Below are 20608 nucleotides of genomic sequence, written 5' to 3'. Positions count from 1 at the left end.
ACACCTATTAAACAGTCATGTTACACCTATTTATCACACAAATTACACCCAATAAATAGGCATAATACACCTATTAAATTAACATTTTGTACCTAATAAATAGGCATGTTATACCTATATACCACAGGAATTATACACAATAATTATAATTTAAGTACCTGATTTACCTACAATAGCCTTTGTAATCATGTCTGCATGTACCCTAGAATTTTCTATAAACCATTTATGCGTGTTCATGCCGCCACAAACCACACCTGCTAGATATACATTGGGCTGATTTGTTTCCATTGTTTCAGGGTTGTAAACAGGTTGTTTAATCGCATCATCACTTAGGGCTACACCTAAATTTTCGAGTACAGTAAAATTTGGTTGATAGCCCGTCATAGCCATTACAAAATCGTTATCAATAGTTACCAAGCCATCAGGCGTTTGTATGGTCACTGTTTTTTCTGTTATTGCTGTTATAGACGATTGAAAATAAGCTTTAATACTCCCTTCTTTGATGCGATTAATAATATCAGGCCTTGCCCAATATTTTACCCTTGTGCCTATTTCTTCATCACGAATCACCATAGTTACATCGGCGCTTTTACGCCAAGTTTCCAATGCCACATCTACTGATGAATTATTAGCGCCAACCACCACCAATTTTTGAAAGGCATAAAAATGTGGGTCTTTGTAATAATGTGTTACTTTAGGTAAATGCTCCCCGGTCACATTTAACAATACTGGTATATCATAAAAACCTGTAGAAATAATAATATTTGTAGCTTGATAAATGTTTTTCGAAGTCGTAATACTAAACCTACTATCAGGCAAACGTTCGGTGCTAGTCACGGCTTCAAATAACCTCACGTTGAGTTGGTGTAATTGCGTTACACGTCTATAATATTCCAAAGCCTCGGCCCTTGTGGGCTTTGCATTGAGGCTCATAAAAGGTACATTACCAATTTCTAATTTTTCTGGTGTAGAAAAAAAAGTCATGTTTAAAGGATAGTTGTATAAACTATTTGTTAAGCACCCTTTTTCTAATATCACATAACTTAAACCTGCTTGCTTGGCTGCAATACCGCAAGCCAATCCTATAGGCCCACCACCAATAATTGCTATATCAAATTGCGTCATAATTTTTGTGTTAGCGCTCGCGTAAAACGCAGATTTTGCAGAATTTCAAATATTTCTTCAAATACAAATGCATTATCTTGATTAAGGCAAATCAAATAGACATATTTTTAAATGCCTAAGAGAAATGTTTTTAAACAAAATCTTTAACAATGCAATTTAACAGCTATTCACTTGCTTTTTCTACCTTCATGTCAAAATTATGATTTGGTCAGGCATCAAACATAATTCGTAAGGCATCTAGTCTTATTCGTGTACATCTTAAAACCACTATACCCCTTGACTGAACACGAACTTATTAAAGGTTGTGTAAATGACAATGCGACTTGTCAGCGTATGCTATTTGACCAATACGCTGGCAAATTTATGTCTATATGTATGCGCTACGCAAATGATGCGATGGAGGCAGAAGATATGTTACAGGAAGGTTTTATTCGTATATTCAAACACATGCATCAATTTAAGTTTGAAGGTTCTTTCGAGGGCTGGATGCGCCGCGTTGTGGTAAATGTTGCTTTGAAGCATTTACAAAAAAAACGGATCCATTTTGCAGAAATAAAAGACGATAGTAACAACGACCCACAACTACCATCCTATGCGTATAGTAGTTTAGGGCAAGAAGAATTAATGAAATTAATTAATGCACTACCTGACGGCTACAGAATAGTATTTAATTTAAATGTGATAGAAGGTTATAGCCACGAAGAAATAGCCGACATGCTTGGTATTCAAGCTAGTACAAGCCGTAGCCAACTAGTAAAAGCAAGAAAAATGCTACAAAGCCAAATTTTACAATTAGAAAAAATTGCAGTGTAATGCAGAACGAGATAAATTTTGATGACTTTGTGAAGGACATGCTTCACAACCACAAAAGCCCGGTACCCAATGGCTTGTGGGATAAAATTGTGGCTGAGAAAGAAACCAAAAAGCCCATCGTATATTGGTGGACCGATAAGCGGTGGTACATGGTAGCAGCAGCCTGCCTGATACTGATTTGCGGCACTTGCTTCTACATTAACAACAAAAACAAAACAGAAGAAGTTGCCACGAAAAGCCAAATACCAAGCAAACAACTCAACCATAACCCATCTCAACCACTAAAAACAAACACTATAGATAACAACGCTACATTAAATGAAAATAACGACAACAACGAAAATGCAAGCCTAAATACTGTAACAAACAATACTTATGATGATAATAATAATTGCAACAATGCAAGCAACATTATTTCAAATAAAGTGCGTAATATAGATATCAAGGCATTAAACAACAAGCGCACTAAAAAGCCTGGCATCGTAACTGACAAAAATGGTTATTTTTCTAATAGGATAGGTCAACAAGAACAATTACCATTCACACAAACCGATGCTTTAACGCAGGATAATTCAGAGCATTTAGTATCAAAATTTGAACAAGCCAATACCATCTCATTATCAAAATTATTTAACTATCATACAAAAGATATCACGTCACTAAAGTTAAATAACCAAAATAAAATTTTTGGTTTAGACTGCCCAAATTACAAACCTGCTACTTGGTATTTAGAAGCCTATGGTTCAGCTGATTATACTATGAAACATGTATTTGCGTATGGCGTTAGTAATAATTATTTGAAACGTATAGACAGTACAACCAAAATGAATGGTGGCTTTACATTTGGTTTAAGAGTAAGCAAAACCATAAGCGATAATTTTTTACTAAAGTCGGGCATTCAATATACACAACGCAACGAGCAGTTTAGCAGTAAATCAGACAGTATTATTACTACTACAAGCGTGGTTACCGTTCGTACCATTGTGCGGGGTGGCGGCCTTAGCGATACAACTGTAAGAGACACTGCAACAGTTCAGCAAATTGGCTATAGAAAACGCATTACTAATAATCATTACAAAAGCTTAGAAATACCATTGTTATTAAGCTATGAAAATGGTAATGAACAATGGCATTATGCAATCAATGGCGGAATTATTGCCAATCTTACATCTTGGTATCAAGGCGAAACCTTAGATACGTCCTTTCAACTAGTGCCACTTGGTGCAAAAAACGCCAATGGTTTTTATAAAAGCAATTTAAACCTGAGTTTATATGCAGGTGTGAGTATTATTCGCAATATCAGCGAGCGCTTAGATATGTTTGCGGAACCATATTTTAGATATGGTATTTCGAACACCAATACTTCTGTGGCGGGTTACAATCAGCGCTTTAATGCAGCAGGTTTAACATTCGGTATACGTTTTAAACTTAACAATAAAGGCAGCGGTGTAGGTAATTAATGCATCATCTACACAAACCATTCATACATAGTATTTGCAAAACTGATAGCAATAACGATTGCAAAAAAGAAGTTAACATGAAACCATTTCTCAAATATATTGTCGTCTCACTAACAGTTGTAATCGCCTTTTGCGCTTGCAACAAAGCTATATCAGACGAATTTGTATCATACGCCAACAACCCACTTAACGATACAACTTGGTCTAATGTGGCTTACACTTCAACTGTTCTCAATAAGATCATTTTTCCAGAAATAACCAAGGGTACAACTGTAATAGACAGTTTTGATTGTTTAGGGGATAGTAAATTAATTTTTGGCGATAGTTTACAAATCCTTGTTCCAGCTAATAGTTGCATGACTATCAATGGCAGCCCAATTACAAACAACGGCAGTAAGATAACAGCAGAAATAAGTTGGCTTAAAAATAAAGGTGATTTTATTAAATATGCAATGCCTACTACCAACGTTTTTTCACTGCTAGAAGCAAGTAATTATTGCGATATTAGACTAACAAAAGATGGTCAAGAAGTAGCAATAGTGCCAAATGCGCAAGTAAAGATTAGATGTAAAGACACTACTGCCAATAGTAACATGAAGTTTTTTGTTGGCAATGCTATTCAGTATGCAAGAGATAGTGTATTTGCATGGTCACCATCAAGCGATGGTAAAATAGCGCTTTTACAAGATAACAGTACAGGTAAAATTTGGGGTTATGAATTTACCACAAGTAGAATTAGATGGTTTGGTGCGGCCAATTACGCAGACAGTAGTGTACCAAAAACCAAATTAAATATAATTCTACCGCCTAATTTCACTAATAAAAATACAGTTGTTTATGCAGTCTTAAAAAATACACAAACAATTATTAGCTTATTAAGTAACCCTGATAACAGAACTTTTTTCACGTTGAATATTCCAGTAAATACTGAATTTACTTTGGTGGCTGTTTCAAAAATTAATGACGATTATTATTTTGATAGTAGAATTATTAAAAATGCAAGTGCCAACCCTATTGGCCTTCTACCTTACAAAAAACCATTACCTGATATTTTGGAAATTATCAACAAGTTGTAAATAAAAAATATTCAAATTTCAAAAGCGGCAGTCACAACACAGTGAACTGCCGTTTTTATTGTATTAAAGTAACTACTAGTAATTAGAGAAAGTTCTACTTCTATTAATTTTCAAATCGCGTAAAATACCTGACTTAGGGCTTAGGGTAATGTTAAATGAACGATATAACCCTATTGGGCTTACATTAATAGCTAGTTGCCAGCAGTGCATTTCTCTAGTTACAAACATGCTAAACTGTTGCAGGCTGCTCGTTTTAAAATCATAGTAGCCATTACCCCCTACCTTCCATTTTTCAGTTAAGCTAAAATCGCCTGAGAAGTTGACACTGCTATACACTTGTGTTACATATTGATAATTAGCTGCAAATGTTTTGGTATAATTGAGTGAGTAACTAAGGTTTAAACTCCATGGGATATTAAAATCGGTAAACTCTGCCGGATTGCTGCGTGCATATTGCAACTGACGCTGCTGCTCATCAGGTGTTAAAAACGGGTCTACTGGAATGCGTTCGCTATCTTTTTTGCCGTCTTTTGGCTTGCTTTTAAACTGTGTTGATAACGCAATATTACCCGATGTAAGTCTACCTAAACTTGGTTTGCTTGCTGCCCAAGTATATATATTTCTTCTAAAGCCAGTTGAATCTACTTGGTAGGGATCTAAGGTAAACCCACCCGTAATATTTACAACGCTGAACAAAGTAGTACGGGCATAAAACTGAAAAGGTGCTAGCTTAAAACTATCTGCCAACAAGTTATAGGATGAATTAAAACCAAAACCATCAATGAGTTTTACTTTTTTAGTAGCTTTCGGTTTTGTAGAATCTGACCGATCTCTGACTTTCATTTCCAGTAAATTATCTATACCAAAACTAATACTACCTGCATTGGTGCCTCCGAAGCCACTAGAACCAAATTGAGATAAACGCGCAGTGTGCCCAAATGTATCAACCTGTGTTGTATAAAAGAATTTGCTAGACAAATCTGGCGTATATGTAAAGCCGATGGTTGGTCTTATCTCGTGCCTAATGGCTACGATATTTTTCGATTTTTTAAATTGATACGTTCCAAATATTCTCGTGTTGGCACTCACCCCAAAACTCATTTGCGAAGAGCGATACAAGCCTTTTACCATAGACGTATCAAGGCGCTTATTCGAATTGTTCCAGTTTAAAATCGTTTTTTGGGCATACCAGTTTTCAGAATATGAAACACTAGGACTAATGGTAACTGGTCCTAAAGCTGGTAATGCTATGCTAATGGGAATATTATGTGTAGCTGCCCATCTTGTTGTATCCAATAGCTTTTTGAGTGTTACACCTGCAGTATCGTAGTAAGAAATTTGGTTGCTAAATGAGCCGCTATAGCCAATGCCCAATTTCTCGTACCATTTGCTAGCACCCACACTTTCTTTCTTTTGAAAAGGATAAAAGGTATTAACGTTGAATCCAATATTTGGCAAACTCAAATTTACCAAACGTGTTCTATTGTTTTGGTTATGATTGGCCGAAATAGAGAGATTGGCTTTGCCTCTAAAATCTTTACTATAGTTGATGGTAGAACTTAATTGGTTTTGAAAGTTCAAGTAAGGATTATTTAGCACTGTTTGATTATACTTACTGCTGGCAAAGTTCACGCTTGCAGAAAAATTGGTTCCTGGTCGTACACGCGCATCTTGCGAGTGCTGCCAGTTAATACTGTACGATTTGGTACTGTTAAATTCATCTGCGGGAAAGCTAGAAGCGCTATAACCATAGCTTCTATTCAATGCTTTGGTATTTTGAAATGTAATATTTAAGCCACCGTTAAAGCGATAGCGCTTTTGGTATTTCGGGCTCACATTCAAACTCCAGCCACCATAGCTGTATAAATTTGCCCTTGTAACCACATCTATATATTCATTAATCACTTTATAATAACCCAAGCCTTCTAACCCCAAACCATAATCTTCGCTGACGTTAAAAGCAGGAGGCAAGATACCAGAATGCCTGCCTTGCACCAAGGGATAAATACCAAAAGGAATACCAATGGGTATGGGAACACCTTCAAATTCGGGTGCTGCAGGCCCACTTACCGCTAGCTTATTGCTAATCATTTTTATTCGGCGTGAGCTAATGGAAAAGTGCGGCGTATCGAGGTTACAAGTGGTAAAGCGGTTTCTATAACCATAATATTCCGTAGCACTCACTTTTTTAGACACATCAGAATGCACAAACATTTCGCCTTGTTGTACATAGGTATTTTTAGTAAGCCCTTTAAACGTTTTTAGGCTAAATAATATAGAATCGCTAATGGTTGTCATATCAGCCTGCTTCAAGTTGGGCTTGCTGTAAGGATTGCCTGTGGTATCTCTTGCACCATAAGCTTTTACCATTTGGCCAGTTTGGTCGTACTGTATCGTAGCGGCATCAAGCGATACATCTTTATTACTCACATTGGCTTTACCATATAAAATGAACTCTTTGGTAGGTATTATTAACACACCAGAATCTGATGCTTTGTACTTGATAGGTGCGTCTAACGAGTCTTTTGAGATGGTTAATGTATCAATGGTATGAATGCTATCCGCTTGCGCTTTTGCGGCGCTATCTATGGCAGATAATTTTTTAGTAGTATCAACTGTTTTCGGTAATGCAGTGCCAATTGGTTTTCTTCTATTTTTGGGTACGGTATCTAATATGCTTCTTGATTCTGAAAAATGAAATTTATTAGCTACACTTGCACTTACATGCATTGTTAAAATAAACAAACCAACCAAGGCCACAATAGCCCAAACCTTTTTTTCGTTAATTTTACCTTGTTTGTTCATATAAGATGATGGCAAAAATAGGTGCTGAAATGTAAATGACCTCTTAATTAAAATGCTTTAACTTTTTAGATATGATTGTAAGAAAATATGCTGCGTTGTTTTTGTTAAGCTTTCTAACCATTATTTGTACTTCCTTCACTACGTATGCACCCAATTTACAAAAATCTCGTTTACGAAAAATAGTGATTGACCCTGGTCATGGCGGTGCGGATAGTGGTGCGCCTGGCAAATATTCTTACGAAAAAAATATAGCTTTAGCTATTTCTTTAAAGCTAGAAGAATTACTGCGTGACCAAATGCCAGAAGTAGAATTAGTGGTAACACGTAGAAGTGATATTTTCCACTCGCCAGTAACCAAGGCTAATATTGCCAACCAAGCCAAGGGCGATTTGTTTGTATGCATTCACTGCAATAGTGCCGATCCAACACGCCACAGCGAGTTTATAGGCTATGAAACTGTAACCGTAGGCAAAGGCAAAAAGAAACACAAAGTTCAGAAAAAGCAATACCATACGTATTACACGCCCAACCCCGCCAAAGGCACAGAAACCTATATTTGGGGAGCGCATAAAAACGATGATAAGCAACTAGCCATGCGAGAGAATCAGAGTTTGTACTTAGATAGTACGTCTGCCCAAAGCGTGCGAGAATTTACCAAAGGCTCGGTAGAAGAAATGACAGCCATCAATCTAAGAACAAGATTGTACTTTGATAGAAGCAAATCATTAGCCGAAACCATTGAAGAAGAACTAGAAAAAGCAGGCCGCGTAAATAGACAAGCCCTACAACGCCAAAAAGGCATTTGGGTATTACAAGCCGTAGCCATGCCCGCTGTATTAGTAGAGACAGGCTATATCAGCAACCCAGAAGAGGAAGATTACCTCAACAGCAAAGAAGGCCAAGAAACCATCGCACAATCTATTGTAAACGCTATTAAACGCTACAAATACTCTTTAGATAATAAAACCATAGGTACGTCTACAGGTAAATAATATAGAACCTTATGTTGGGGATATTCTCGTTTTCTCAACTATCTGTCCGCTTTTTATTCTAAAAGGTTATTGCATATATAGAAGAATAATATATCTTCTCACAAGGTCGCCGTTTCGGTCCAAGTAAAATTGCAAGAGGCTAGAAGGTCGCCGCTTGGGTTTAAGTAAATTTGCACGAGGCTAGAAGGTCGCCGTTTGGGTTCAAGTAAATTTGCATGAGGCTAGAAGGCCGCCGTTTGGGTCCAAGTAAAATTGCATGAGGCTAGAAGGCCGCCGTTTGGGTCCAAGTAAAATTGCATGAGGCTAGAAGGCCGCCGTTTGGGTTAATAAATTTTGAGTTAGATATTGTTAGTACGTCAGAGATACATTTTATCTGTTGTTCGAGATGCCCTTTGAGATACTTCGCAAAAGGAAAAATAATAACATCGATTTAGTGGAAATTAAAATAGTTTAATTAAATGCTTATTTCTGAATGCAATACTTTCAATTAATTTTTCATCTATTTCAATTAAAGTAGACAAATTAGTCCCACACCAAGGGCAATATTTAATTGCTATATCAATAACAGTGTGAATTCCTGTTTTATTTTCTTCATCAATATTTCTAGACTGTAAGAAAAATATATAATTAAATGGCTTATAAGGGCTTTTAAATGGAATTACTGCTAAGCCTCTTTTGCCTGCTGTTTCTATTTTAGATTCTAAAATTTCGCAGCAAATATTTTTGTTAGACATATTTTTATTTTTTCTCTTTTCGAGATGCTCACTTGCGGCTTCTCGCACTAAAGATAAAGCAGATATCTGTCTGATACTCGTAACTAAACATCAAAAAATAGTTTACTCAAAACCATCCCTATTTAATTACTACCGCTAATCATTTATGTAAATAAAAAATCCCAGCTACAGACGTAGCCGGGATACTTGATACCCCATAAACCCAAAACCAAGTGAGTTTATTGTTTCAGTATTTGCTGTGTGGCAATGATGCCATATGAAATATCTGTAACCGTTATAATGTATGCGCCGTTCATTAAACCGCCTGTATTAAAGTTAGCTGTCACGCTAGCCCCAGCCGCACTTGGCATCACAGTTTGGGTTTGAATGATTCGGCCTGCTAGGTCTATAATTCTTACCGTTGTAGGTGTGGTAGACGCCGCTTTAAAAGCAACGTTTAAACTACCACCCACAGGATTTGGATAAATACTCAAATTACTTGCGATGATTTGGTTAATGGTTTGCACCGCTTCAGATTTGCAAGTGCCAATACCGCTCACTGTTAGTTTTACAATATAAGTACCAGGTGTAAAAGTGACAGAAGGATTGACCAAAGTAGAGGTAGCGCCATTACCAAAATCCCACAAATAACTCATATTGCCAGCCGCTATGGTGCTTGAGCTGATAAAGGTGGTGCTACTGCCACTACCAGTATTGTACAGTACCGTAAAGCTAGCTGAAGGCTTAGCCCCTACTACAATATGTAGCGCACTCGCATCACTTTCGCAACCATTCGCATCTTTTACTTTTAGTTGTACATCTCTTTCGCCATAAGTACCATACACCTTGGTAACATTTGCAGTGGTAGCGGTACTACCATCGCCCAATTGCCATAAGTAAGTAAATGGTGCAGTGCCGCCGCTAGTAGTATTGGTAAATACAAACTGATTATCGGTAATACATTGGTTCGTATTATTTGCGGTAAAGCTTGCCGTAAACTTACATGGTGAACTAACCGCAATAACTGTAACCACCATGCTTACACTTGATGCACCGCAGTTATTACTTGTTGTATAAGTAATCGTGGTAATGCCAGGCGCAATAGCCGTAACCACACCTGTGGCAGCATCTACAGTGGCGATAGCCATGTTGCTACTTGTAAATACGCCGTTAGGTGTAGCACTCGCAAATGTATAAGTACTGCCCACTTGCATATTGCTAAGACCAACAATGGCCGCAGGAGGTTCGGGTGCATTGCCTACTGAAAGTATTAATGTTGCAGCGCTATCGCAGCCAGCCGCATTGGTAAGATGCACCACAAAGCTACCAGCACTAGTAAACACCGTATTGTTCCAAGTATAGGGCAATGATGCGCCGCAGATATTTACAGTAGTAATAGAACTAGTCGGTATTTTTTCAGTGATGATTAACGTAGCTACACTATCGCAACCTGCTGCATTGGTAAGATGTGTTACATAAGTACCAGCAGTAGTATAGCTATTACCATTAAACCAATAGAAACTACCAGCGCAAATAGCTGCATAAGTAGTAGAGTTTGTAACCGTTTTTGCAGTGAGTACCAATGTAGCCACACTATCGCAACCCGCAGCATTGGTAAGGTGTGCAGTATAATTACCTATTGCTGAACAAGTAATGCCATTCCAAGTAATAGGTAAGCTACTTGCACATATGGCCATATTAGTGGTAGATGTTGTAATGGCTTTGGTAGTTAATATCAGCGTAGCAATACTATCGCAACCTACCGCATTTGTCAATATTACCGTATAAGTGCCAGCAGCATTGTAACTAATACCATTAAATACATAGCTACTGCCTGCACACATACTAGCAGTGGTGGTAGAAGTAGACACCGCTTTTACCGTAACAAGCGCAGTTTTAGTACTTACACCACAAGCATTAACGGCTGTAAGTGTTACTGTAAAATTACCAGAAGCCGTATAGTTGTGTGTAGGATTATTACCACTAGCGGTAGCAGAACCATCACCAAAATTCCAAACATACACAGGGGTATTGCCTGTCGTAGCATTGGTAAATATGAAGGCATTATTGGTAAAACACTGTGTTGCAGTATTAACCGTAAAGTCTGCCTTAGGTGCAGTACAAGGCGCACCAATATTAGATACTGCAATGGTTACAGGCACGGTGGTAAAGGCAGTGCCACAACTATTGCTAACTGTATATTGAATAGTAGTAGTACCAGCCGTAATACCAGTAAGTAAGCCACTTGCATTTATCATTGCCACGCTACTATTGGCGCTTGACCAAATACCGCCTGGGGTAGCGCTTGTTAGTTGAGAGGTAACGCCAACCATAATCGCCGTCGTACCATTAATAGCCAATGGCTGATCAGGCAGGTCGGTAATGGTTACTTGTTGTGAAGTAGCGCTACTGCCACATGCATTGGTTACAGTAAGTGTAGCAGTATACGTGCCAGTAACAAGATAGCTATGCGCTACTGAATTGTTAGATGTGCCAGCAGCACCATCACCAAAAGCCCAATCGTAGATGACATTAGGGTCGGTATTAGTACTCGTGAACATCACTTTATTAGTAGCCAAACATTGTGTAGCAGAATTAACTGTAAAGTTTGCATTTGGCAAAACGCAATAATTACTATCAGCGCCTACTTTAATTACTTTGGTTACGGTATCGCTGCAACCAAAATTGCCGGTAGCAATTAATTTAATGGTATAGGTACCTGGTGTAAATGTAACACTAGGGTTTACCAAAGTAGAGCTAGTGCCATTTCCAAAATCCCAATAGTAATTTAGCCAACCACCACTAATGGTAGATGCGCTGATGAAGGTATAACTATTGCCATTACCAGTATTCGTAATAATATTGAAAGAAGCAGCAGGTTTTGCACCGATATAAATTTGTTTGGTATTGGCGTGGCTTACACAGCCTTTTGCATCAGTCACTACAAGCGTAACATCGTGTTCGCCAGAAGCGGCATAAGTATGTGTTACATCTTTAGTATAAGCTAAATTACCATCATTTAAATCCCACAAGTAAGTAAATGGTGCTGTACCACCTGTACTTGTATTGGTAAGTACGTATTGGTTACTTGTAACACATTGTGCCAATTTGTTTACAGCAAAATCTGCTTTCAACGTACAGTTTTGAGAACAGATATTGATAACAGGTAAAGTGATGTGCGTTTGATTAAAGCTACAAGCACTTAAAGGATTGGTATTGTCTATAATTTCCTGACCATTGGTAACACCGTCACCATCGCAGTCTAAGGCATTCCATGCAGCACTAGGTGTTAAAGTTCTAGATGTAGGCACAAAAGAACATGGGTCAGCGGCATCCGTACCATCCATGATTTCTTGACCATTGGTAACACCGTCACCATCACAGTCTAAGGTATTCCACGCAGCACTAGCAGCTAAGGTTTTATGCGCTTGTACAAATGAGCAGCCATCAGTAGGGTTAGTACCATCAATTAATTCTTGGCCGTTCGTAACGCCATCACCATCGCAGTCTAAGGCTTTCCATGCGCTGCTTTGAGGCAAACTAAATGATGCAGGATTAAATGAGCAAGCATCTTTAGGGTTGGTGCCATCTATCAATTCTTGACCATTGGTAACGCCATCCCCATCGCAGTCGCCATTTTTCCAATCGCTTGAAACAGGTAAAATTTGGTGAGCCGCATTATAAGAGCAACCATCAAAAGGGTTCGTTCCATCCAATACTTCTTGGGTATCTGGAACGCCATCTCCATCTGAGTCATTTGGTGATACCACTTTAATGGTATCTGTTACCGTATTACAAGTTGAAGGTGTTAAGGCATCGCATAATTGATAAACGATAGGATAATTACCTAAATCGATACCTGCAGCAACGGTTACTTCACCTGTAGTGGTGTTAAGTGCTATGCCAGTGGGCCATATACCTACTGGTGCTATGGTTGCATTGCCGCTTGTACCAAGCGTCGCTTGATTACCATTTACGATATCATTTGCTACAATATTTACAATAGCTGTACCACCAGTTTTAGTAACTGTGCCAGTTTCGCTTACTGGCGTTACTACGGCTGTAACAATCACCGTATCTACCACTGTTGCGCAGTTGTTAGGTGTTAAGGTATCGCATAACTGATAGGTAATTGGATAGGTTCTTGGTGTTACGCCTCCCAACACCGTAATAGCGCCCGTTGCTGTATTTAAAGTGATGCCAGTAGGCCAAGTATTTACCACACTAATACTGCTATTATTGGTAGTTGCAGTAACGCCATTTACCACATCGTTATTTCTAATATTGGTAATAGCAATACCACCAGTGGCTGGCACAGTTCCTTTTTCAGTAATAGGTGTTACCTGCGGTGTTACTTTGATCGTATCAACTACCGTAGCACAAGTGGTAGGTGATAGTTTATCGCACAATTGGTAAACCACAGGATAGTTACCTGGCGCCGTGCCAGTGGCTACTATAACAGCACCAGTTGTGGTATTTAAGCTAATGCCAGAAGGCCATACACCTGATGGTGAGATAGTCGCATTGCCACCAGACCCCAAAATAGCAGTGCTACCATTCATAATATCGTTGCTAGCAATATTATTAATAGCTGTACCACCTGCTGTGGTAACTGTACCATTTTCACTGAGTGGTGTTACACATGAAGTCACAACAACTGACATAGTATCCGTACAGCCTACTGAGAAAATGAAATAGTAAGTACCAAGGGTAGCATTGGTAAATGTGGCTGTGGCAATATTGTTATTCGTATTAGATAAAGTAGCACCACTTGGGTTATTACTTTGTGCAATCCATGCGCCATTACTTGCGGGTGATGTACCAGTTAAAGTAATATTACCATTTAAACAAGCTACTACATCTGCGCCAGCATTAGGTCTTGCATTTACCACCACCGTTGGCGATTGTAAAGTGGTACCACAAGAAGCACTAGTGCCTGTAACGGTGTAATTACCAACATTAGCGGCACTATAAACTTGTGCAACAGCCCCGTTTACCGCCACACCATCTTTGTACCATTGGTAGCTATCAAAGCCAGATTGTGCGGTTAAAGTAGTAGGCAAACAGCTAGCATTAGTTGCCGTTGCAGCGGGTGGTGGTAAGGCATTACTTATAGAAGAAATAAATGCACTCATCGAATACCCTGCGCCACTTTCTATAAGCGCCACATTCATACGAGCGGTTGATGTAAATCGGATATTTTCTGGGTTACCCAATTGAGAGTTGGTATAACGTATTATATAAAAACCAGTTGTACCAATGGCAGTTCTATTGGCAGTAATAGATTCTAAGCTAGTGCTTCCGTTAAAATAAACTTTAGCGGTATCGCTTTGCACCAATACATACCCAAAATAAGGAAACGCAGCATTGTTGCCATTAATATTATTTAAAAAGCGATCGGTTTGTACATCAAAAGAACCAGAACAACCATTTACAGGTGGCTGCACAATCATATCAATTTCACAACCATCTGCAGAGCCAGAATAAACAGCCACAGGATTATTCGTAGTAATATAACTGGTTGAATAAGGTGTAGTACCATCGCCATTGGCAATGGTTACAAAATCACCTGCATTGGTCAATGTATAATTCGTAGTGGCGTTGGTAGAAGGGACTTTTACCGTAACGGTGGTATTGGCTTGAGAGGCTACAATAGTAGTGCGCTCATAACCAGCATTACCATTAGACCTTACTACCACATAAATATTACCCAATCTATTAACAGGTATTACTTGGCTTTGCACGCCATCAGCGCAGCCAGAACTTCCATCAGATCTTGCGCCCGCATTACATACAATGGATTTGGTGGCAGTTACCAAACTACCTAAAGCCGTTTGAAACAAGTAACTCTGACCAGCATTTAACGTGGTTAAAACTGTGCCATTTACAGACACCACCGTATTATCTGCAATAGCTAACACGCTATAAAGTGGTGCGCTATTTTCGCCAGCAGCACCAGTAACATTGACATTGGCATAATACCCTACTCTAAAAGCTGTTCCAATCCCTTCATCGCCCAAACTAGTAAAGGCGGTATTCCCTTTTTGCACTGTTGGATCTAAATCGCCAGGGCTACTACCATTGATGGTGTATTTATCTGATGCAATATTACGCACTTGCACCCCTACAGGCACACTAGCAGTAATCTTTAAGCCTTTCCCATTTAGTATGGTTTTTGAAGGATTGGCAATAGCATCTCTATCTGCAAAACGAAAACGGAGTGGTGTACCAGCAACAGTTGTAAGTGAGCTGGTATAAATAGTACCATCGCTACCAGCGATGGTAACGGCTACAGGCGTTGTACTTAACGTAGTCACTACTAATTCGTTGTAGCGATTAAAATAATTCCATGGGCTTGGTGCTATATAGTGCGTAGTGGTGTACTGTGCTAATGAAACGCTTGAACTGATTAACAGTATCAATAGCAAGTAATAATTGCGAAGTTTCATAAAATTGGTTTTAGGATATGGGCTTTACGCATGTCTTACATACGCAAAAAATGGGGATATCTTGGGGTTTTCACAAAGTGCTTTTATGAGCAATATCTTCATTATGAGGATTGCTGCACTTGTAAGTGATGTACAAATTTTGCTGCACTTTTATTAATACGTGCAATCAGATAAGCAATGTGCAATCGTTTTGTAATATTCACAACGATAAAAGTTGTTAGAAGAATGATGGCGAGTAGATTGGTAATCATGGTTTTGGATTTTAAAAAAGGATTATTAGGAATGTTTAACAAAGCTATGGCACATCTACAACTACCAAGTAGTAGTATGAGACTGTCTACATTTGAACAAACTACTACAAAACGTGGCTACTTGTTTATGCATTAACCCTAGCTCTTACAAAAGCGTGCCACAAATATGGGCAACAAAAAAGCCATTGACTCTTCGTCAATGGCTTTTGAAACTATTACAAAATGGCGGTTACCATTTATCTACTTCTTCTATAGAATTGGCAGAAGGTACTGCACTCACAATGGGTTCAGTTACAGTAACTGTTGGGGTTACAATTTCAGCATTTTCAGCTATATAACCACCTTCATTGTCTTCTGGATATTCATGATTAAAGGCATCAAAGTCAAAATCAGGCATCAAATCCGTTTTCACATATTCAACAGCCTCGTTTAATGCTTTGATAAATTTGTTGAAATCTTCTTTGTATACAAAAATTTTATGTCTGTCGTAGCCATCACTATCAAAACGTTTACGACTTTCAGTAATCGTTAGGTAAAAATCATTACCTCTTGTTTCTCTTACATCAAAAAAGTAAGTTCTTCTTTTACCTGCTCTTATGCGTTTACTATAAACACTTTCTTTCTGCTTGTCGTTGTTCTCGTACGCCACTGTTAAAATAAGTTTTTGTTGTGCGAATGTTGTGAGTTACAAATATAGTATTGTTTGTGAATTACAAAAATTTTGCTCCATGCAATGAAAAAGATGCGTTTAATCTTCTACAACCATTGCCATTACTACATCGTCATCGCTATTGGCAGTAAGCTGCAAGCGATACAATTCGGCATAATACCCTTCTTTTTGCATTAATTCATCATGCGTGCCTTGCTCAAGAATACGCCCTTCGTCTAATACCACAATTTTATCGAATCTAAACGTAGAAAAGATGCGGTGTGTGATAATGATAGCCGTTTTCTGCTGTAAATATTGGTATAAATTGGTCACAATTTCATTTTCTGTTTTGGCATCTACCGCACTTAAACAATCGTCAAATACCACAATTTCAGGATTTTTAATCAACCCTCTAGCAATAGCTATGCGTTGTTTTTGCCCGCCACTTAAAGTAACGCCTCGCTCACCTATCATCGTTTCGTATTGCTTCTCAAATCCTAAAATTTCCTTATGTACACTGGCAAATTTAGCTGCCGATTCGATGACTTCTTGCGGCGCTTTTGCAGGCAAACCAAAACTGATATTATTAGCAACCGTATCGCTAAACAAAAACACATCTTGCGGCACATAACTTACCTGTTCCCTTAATTGGTGCAAATTAATAGTTGCCAAAGCTTGACCATTGATGGTAATACCACCGTCGTTTGGATTGTAAAAGCGCAATAATAACTGGGCTAATGTACTTTTTCCACTACCAGTTTTACCAATCACCAATATTTTCTCACCTTCTTTAATGGTAAGGCTAAAGTTTTTGATGGCTGTAATGCCCGTGTGGTCATAGGTAAAAGTGACATTATCAAAAACAATATCGCCATTCAAAGTGTCTGCCTGCCTTGGTGCTTGGTCTACAATATTGGGTTTCGTATCTAAAAACTCGTTCAGTCTTTTTTGCGATGCCGCGGCACGTTGAATCATGCTAGCCGTCCACCCAATTGCACTAAATGGAAAAGTAAGCAAGTTTACATACACCACAAATTCTGTAATAGTACCTGCTGTTACGGTATAACTTTTTTGTAAGCCAGCAGCTATTCTTACTGTTTCAGTTGAATGGTACCAACCACCAATAGCAATGGTTAATAATGTACTAATGCCAATTAGCAAGGCCATGGTAGGAAAATAAACCGCTTCCAATTTGGCAAGACTAATCGCACTTTGCTTATATTTCTCACTATTGGTATCAAAAAAGCGCAGCATGGCTTTTTCTTGCACAAATGATTTAATCACTCTAATACCCGAATAGCTTTCCTGCGCCGTAGTGGTTAGGTCGGATAGTAAGCCTTGAATGGCCGTACTTTTCTTGTGAATCATGGTATTTACCGAGTAAATCGCAATGGCTAGAATGGGCAATGGCGCTAGAACGTATAAAGTTAGTTTTTCATTAGCACGCCACATAAAGAATACACAAAACGCAATGGTAGATGTTAAATTAATCACATACATCAACGCAGGGCCTGTATACATACGCACACGGCTTACATCCTCAGCTATCCGGTTCATCAAATCACCCGTACTGTGTACTTTGTAAAAGCTCACATCCAGTTTTTGGTAATGTTTGTAAATATCATTTTTTTGGTCAAACTCAATATGGCGACTCATCACAATAATGGTTTGACGCATTAAAAACATAAAAAAGCCGCCCAACAATGCCAATACCAATAAGGTAATGCCACTTAAAATAATCATATTACCAAACGAAATCTCTCGACCTTCAACTTCTCTAATCAGTTTTTGCACCAGCAAATCGTAGCTCACGTTATGCGCATGTGGTACAGCCTTGGTATTACCATTTTGTAGATTAATTACCTGTGTTACCCTATCAATAACATAACCAGACACTTGCGGCGCCAAAATGCGGAAGTAGTTAGAGAAAAGAATAAACAAAATGCCTAAAAATAAGCGGGTTTTGTACCGCCATAAATATTTGTTAACTGCTGCTAAATGCTTCAAGGGGTAGTTTTTGGCAAAGGTAATTGTTGCCAGCTAGCAATTAGGCAGGCATATTTGCGAAATTGTAAATTAATATACAATTGGTAGGTTTCACGCAAAGCCACAAAGAAGGCAAAGGGCGCAACGGTTTTCTTTGCTATATACCAAATGTGCTATTGAAGACAAGTAAAAGAAGCGCCAAAGTAGTCAAGTTTCGCATTAAATTAATACACAATAACAAACGCTTTTTTCGCCAAATCTGGGTTGTTCATTTCATACACTCCCCATACACTATCCATACTTCGGGTATACCTCGGCTATACCTCGGCTTGGGCTAGGGATTATTACAAATAATATACAACTTATTAAACATACATTAGTAGTTAATAGACCTATTCCAAGCTTTTAATAATATGTCGATTAGCTTATTCATATATTGTTGTAACGATATTTTAAACCATCTAAAGTTGCCGCATGCTATAGTAGGTGTAGAATGATCTAACGTATTTTCAATAATACACAATACTACATTAATCAATTACAGGTAGTAGTTTTTAAGATTGGTTGGGGATGTTTAATTGATAATGCATCTATCTTAATCTTTGATATAATATTTAAAAAGTGCCACACTACTGTTCATTTACAAGTGCATGGTAGAGATTAGCAGTGGCTTGCTCGTCTTTAAATATTTGTTGGTAGGTTTTCAGCGCATTTTCAGACATTAATTGCCGCTCAATGGCATCGGCACTCATCCATTTGGTTAACAATTCTACACAGCCAGCCACATTATCATTTTCAACAAATCCACAATGGCCATCCAGTATCTCTTGATAAATATTTATTTTATTGGTAATTAACACAGGCTTCTCGCATGCCATAGCCTCCACCACCGAGATGCCAAAACTCTCGTGGTGACTGGGTGATATAAAGCTTTCACACCCGTAGAAAGCGCCCCATTTGACAGCACCTGACAGCATACCAGCAAAATAAATATTGTCTACCAAACAAGCCGATTGCGCCACACGTTTTAAGAGTAGCTGTCCATACTTGGTATCAATACCTGGACCAGCAATGACGAGTTTAGGTAAATTTTTGCGCTGTGCCCAAAACTTATTATATACCAAATCATAGGCATCAAGCAATTCCTCAATGCCTTTTTTAATATCTATTCTTCCAAGAAATAAGAGATATCGGGTGTCAGCAAGATTTGGATGCTGTAACAAAAAAGCGTTCGTCGGTTCTTTTTTGGGCGGTTCTGGTACGCCTAAGCCGATATCCAACACTTTTTTAGGTTTATAGCCCCAAAAAGTTTTACTAGAAGCCAGCATTTCTTCTTTAGAAGTGTATAAAACGCATGCCGCCTCATTGATCACCTGTTTTTGCACCAGCTGCCAATAAATAAAATTTCGAATGGCTTTAAGTAGTCTTTTTTTGCTTTTCTGAAAGTAGGGATCCAGCATACCATGCGGCATTACAAATAGTTTGGGTACGCTTTTATTGCCTTTGGCGTATTTTTTAATAACTTTCAGCAAAGCATAATCTTGGTAGAGCCAAATACCATGTAGCATAACAATATCATAGTCTAAAATATGGTTTTCTAGCCATGGCTTGTACAAAGCAGAATAGCGCCAAAACTGAGACGAGGGTCCTAACGTAACAAGATTGGCTGCCACATAGAAATCTACATTTTGGGGATCTACCGTTACGATAGTGCTACTAATATTAAAACGATTCAAATGCTTTGAATAGGTATTAACGGCATGAGATACGCCCCCGAGTTTAGGGTTCATGCTTGAAATACAGTGTAAAACTCTCATAAATAGGTATAGGGTTGTAGTTATTAGGATTGCTATTTCTATTCTTATGAAAGCACACATTAGAATGATAAAACTAATTTACGCAATATGAAACACAAATTAAATTTCCATTAAATTAAACTATTTTCATACAGTTAAACCCATCCCACTGTCGATTAATATTAGGGTATAGTGATACAAAATCTGGTAATTAATAAAACAATCCCACTGTAGAAACAGTGTGAAATTTGATATTATGAAACAAACCTCCTTCTGAGGAATGTATCACGTTTAAGCTATTGATAGCTAATATTTTAAAATAACTGATTAGTAAATAATTATTCTTTGTAAAAAAACTTATATAGGTGTTGTCTTGCAAGTTCATTCAATGAAAAGCAGAAAAACGCGCATGAACAACCATATTTTCATATTTATGGCTAGGAATGCTTGGTTATTTTTAATTAGCTGTAAAGGAATGAATAGTTATAGAGCT

General features: G+C 38.2%; 11 protein-coding genes. 4 read left to right on the top strand and 7 right to left on the bottom strand.

Translation table 11 applies throughout. From position 1 onward, the window contains the following. Positions 1 to 150: 150 nt before the first annotated feature. Positions 151 to 1125, bottom strand: coding sequence for a YpdA family putative bacillithiol disulfide reductase (locus ACFOW1_RS01115; RefSeq protein WP_379011646.1), 975 nt, complete (start codon positions 1123 to 1125; stop codon positions 151 to 153). Between the two features lie 276 nt (positions 1126 to 1401). Here ACFOW1_RS01115 and ACFOW1_RS01110 point away from each other — a divergent pair, with 276 nt between their 5' ends. The 3 genes from ACFOW1_RS01110 to ACFOW1_RS01100 all read left to right on the top strand — a co-directional run bounded on the left by ACFOW1_RS01110 (position 1402) and on the right by ACFOW1_RS01100 (position 4474). Next, positions 1402 to 1938, top strand: a complete 537-nt coding sequence (locus ACFOW1_RS01110) for an RNA polymerase sigma factor (RefSeq protein WP_379011645.1) — start codon at positions 1402 to 1404, stop codon at positions 1936 to 1938. After that, complete coding sequence (locus ACFOW1_RS01105; protein ID WP_379011643.1) at positions 1938 to 3398, top strand: hypothetical protein; 1461 nt, start codon at positions 1938 to 1940, stop codon at positions 3396 to 3398. The genes ACFOW1_RS01110 and ACFOW1_RS01105 overlap by 1 nt, the downstream gene beginning before the upstream one ends. Positions 3399 to 3475: 77 nt before the next feature. Beyond that, entirely contained in the window at positions 3476 to 4474 is a 999-nt protein-coding gene (locus tag ACFOW1_RS01100) for a hypothetical protein (protein WP_379011641.1), read from the top strand. A gap of 75 nt (positions 4475 to 4549) precedes the next feature. Here ACFOW1_RS01100 and ACFOW1_RS01095 read toward each other — a convergent pair whose 3' ends face one another. Beyond that, positions 4550 to 7279 (bottom strand): putative LPS assembly protein LptD, encoded by a 2730-nt coding sequence (locus tag ACFOW1_RS01095; RefSeq protein WP_379011639.1) that lies wholly within the window; start codon positions 7277 to 7279, stop codon positions 4550 to 4552. A 71-nt stretch (positions 7280 to 7350) separates the two neighbouring features. Here ACFOW1_RS01095 and ACFOW1_RS01090 point away from each other — a divergent pair, with 71 nt between their 5' ends. Next, entirely contained in the window at positions 7351 to 8271 is a 921-nt protein-coding gene (locus tag ACFOW1_RS01090; RefSeq protein WP_379011637.1) for an N-acetylmuramoyl-L-alanine amidase family protein, read from the top strand. A gap of 440 nt (positions 8272 to 8711) precedes the next feature. Here the strand turns inward: ACFOW1_RS01090 and ACFOW1_RS01085 are convergent, their stop codons facing one another. From ACFOW1_RS01085 to ACFOW1_RS01065, 5 genes are all read right to left on the bottom strand, one after another. Beyond that, positions 8712 to 9005: a hypothetical protein gene (locus tag ACFOW1_RS01085; protein WP_379011636.1), complete on the bottom strand. Its 294-nt coding sequence runs from the start codon at positions 9003 to 9005 to the stop codon at positions 8712 to 8714. A gap of 218 nt (positions 9006 to 9223) precedes the next feature. After that, entirely contained in the window at positions 9224 to 15433 is a 6210-nt protein-coding gene (locus tag ACFOW1_RS01080; RefSeq protein WP_379011635.1) for a PKD domain-containing protein, read from the bottom strand. A gap of 480 nt (positions 15434 to 15913) precedes the next feature. Next, positions 15914 to 16333: a DUF3276 family protein gene (locus ACFOW1_RS01075; protein ID WP_379011633.1), complete on the bottom strand. Its 420-nt coding sequence runs from the start codon at positions 16331 to 16333 to the stop codon at positions 15914 to 15916. A 99-nt stretch (positions 16334 to 16432) separates the two neighbouring features. After that, a complete protein-coding gene (locus ACFOW1_RS01070) occupies positions 16433 to 18340 on the bottom strand; it encodes an ABC transporter ATP-binding protein (RefSeq protein WP_379011630.1) in 1908 nt (635 codons plus the stop codon). 608 nt (positions 18341 to 18948) lie between these two features. Then, positions 18949 to 20109, bottom strand: a complete 1161-nt coding sequence (locus tag ACFOW1_RS01065; RefSeq protein ID WP_379011629.1) for a glycosyltransferase — start codon at positions 20107 to 20109, stop codon at positions 18949 to 18951. Between the last annotated feature and the right edge of the window lie 499 nt (positions 20110 to 20608).

The organism is Parasediminibacterium paludis, assembly GCF_042651445.1.
Taxonomy (GTDB): Bacteria; Bacteroidota; Bacteroidia; order Chitinophagales; family Chitinophagaceae; genus Parasediminibacterium; species Parasediminibacterium paludis.
This window is presented reverse-complemented; position numbering and strand designations above follow the sequence as displayed.

What these genes read in the sequence shown, in the direction of transcription:
- ACFOW1_RS01115 (WP_379011646.1), bottom strand. Translation starts at nt 1,125, where the DNA reads ATGACGCAATTTGATATAGCAATTATTGGTGGTGGGCCTATAGGATTG.
- ACFOW1_RS01105 (WP_379011643.1), top strand. Translation starts at nt 1,938, where the DNA reads ATGCAGAACGAGATAAATTTTGATGACTTTGTGAAGGACATGCTTCAC.
- ACFOW1_RS01100 (WP_379011641.1), top strand. Translation starts at nt 3,476, where the DNA reads ATGAAACCATTTCTCAAATATATTGTCGTCTCACTAACAGTTGTAATC.
- ACFOW1_RS01095 (WP_379011639.1), bottom strand. Translation starts at nt 7,279, where the DNA reads ATGAACAAACAAGGTAAAATTAACGAAAAAAAGGTTTGGGCTATTGTG.
- ACFOW1_RS01090 (WP_379011637.1), top strand. Translation starts at nt 7,351, where the DNA reads ATGATTGTAAGAAAATATGCTGCGTTGTTTTTGTTAAGCTTTCTAACC.
- ACFOW1_RS01085 (WP_379011636.1), bottom strand. Translation starts at nt 9,005, where the DNA reads ATGTCTAACAAAAATATTTGCTGCGAAATTTTAGAATCTAAAATAGAA.
- ACFOW1_RS01080 (WP_379011635.1), bottom strand. Translation starts at nt 15,433, where the DNA reads ATGAAACTTCGCAATTATTACTTGCTATTGATACTGTTAATCAGTTCA.
- ACFOW1_RS01065 (WP_379011629.1), bottom strand. Translation starts at nt 20,109, where the DNA reads ATGAACCCTAAACTCGGGGGCGTATCTCATGCCGTTAATACCTATTCA.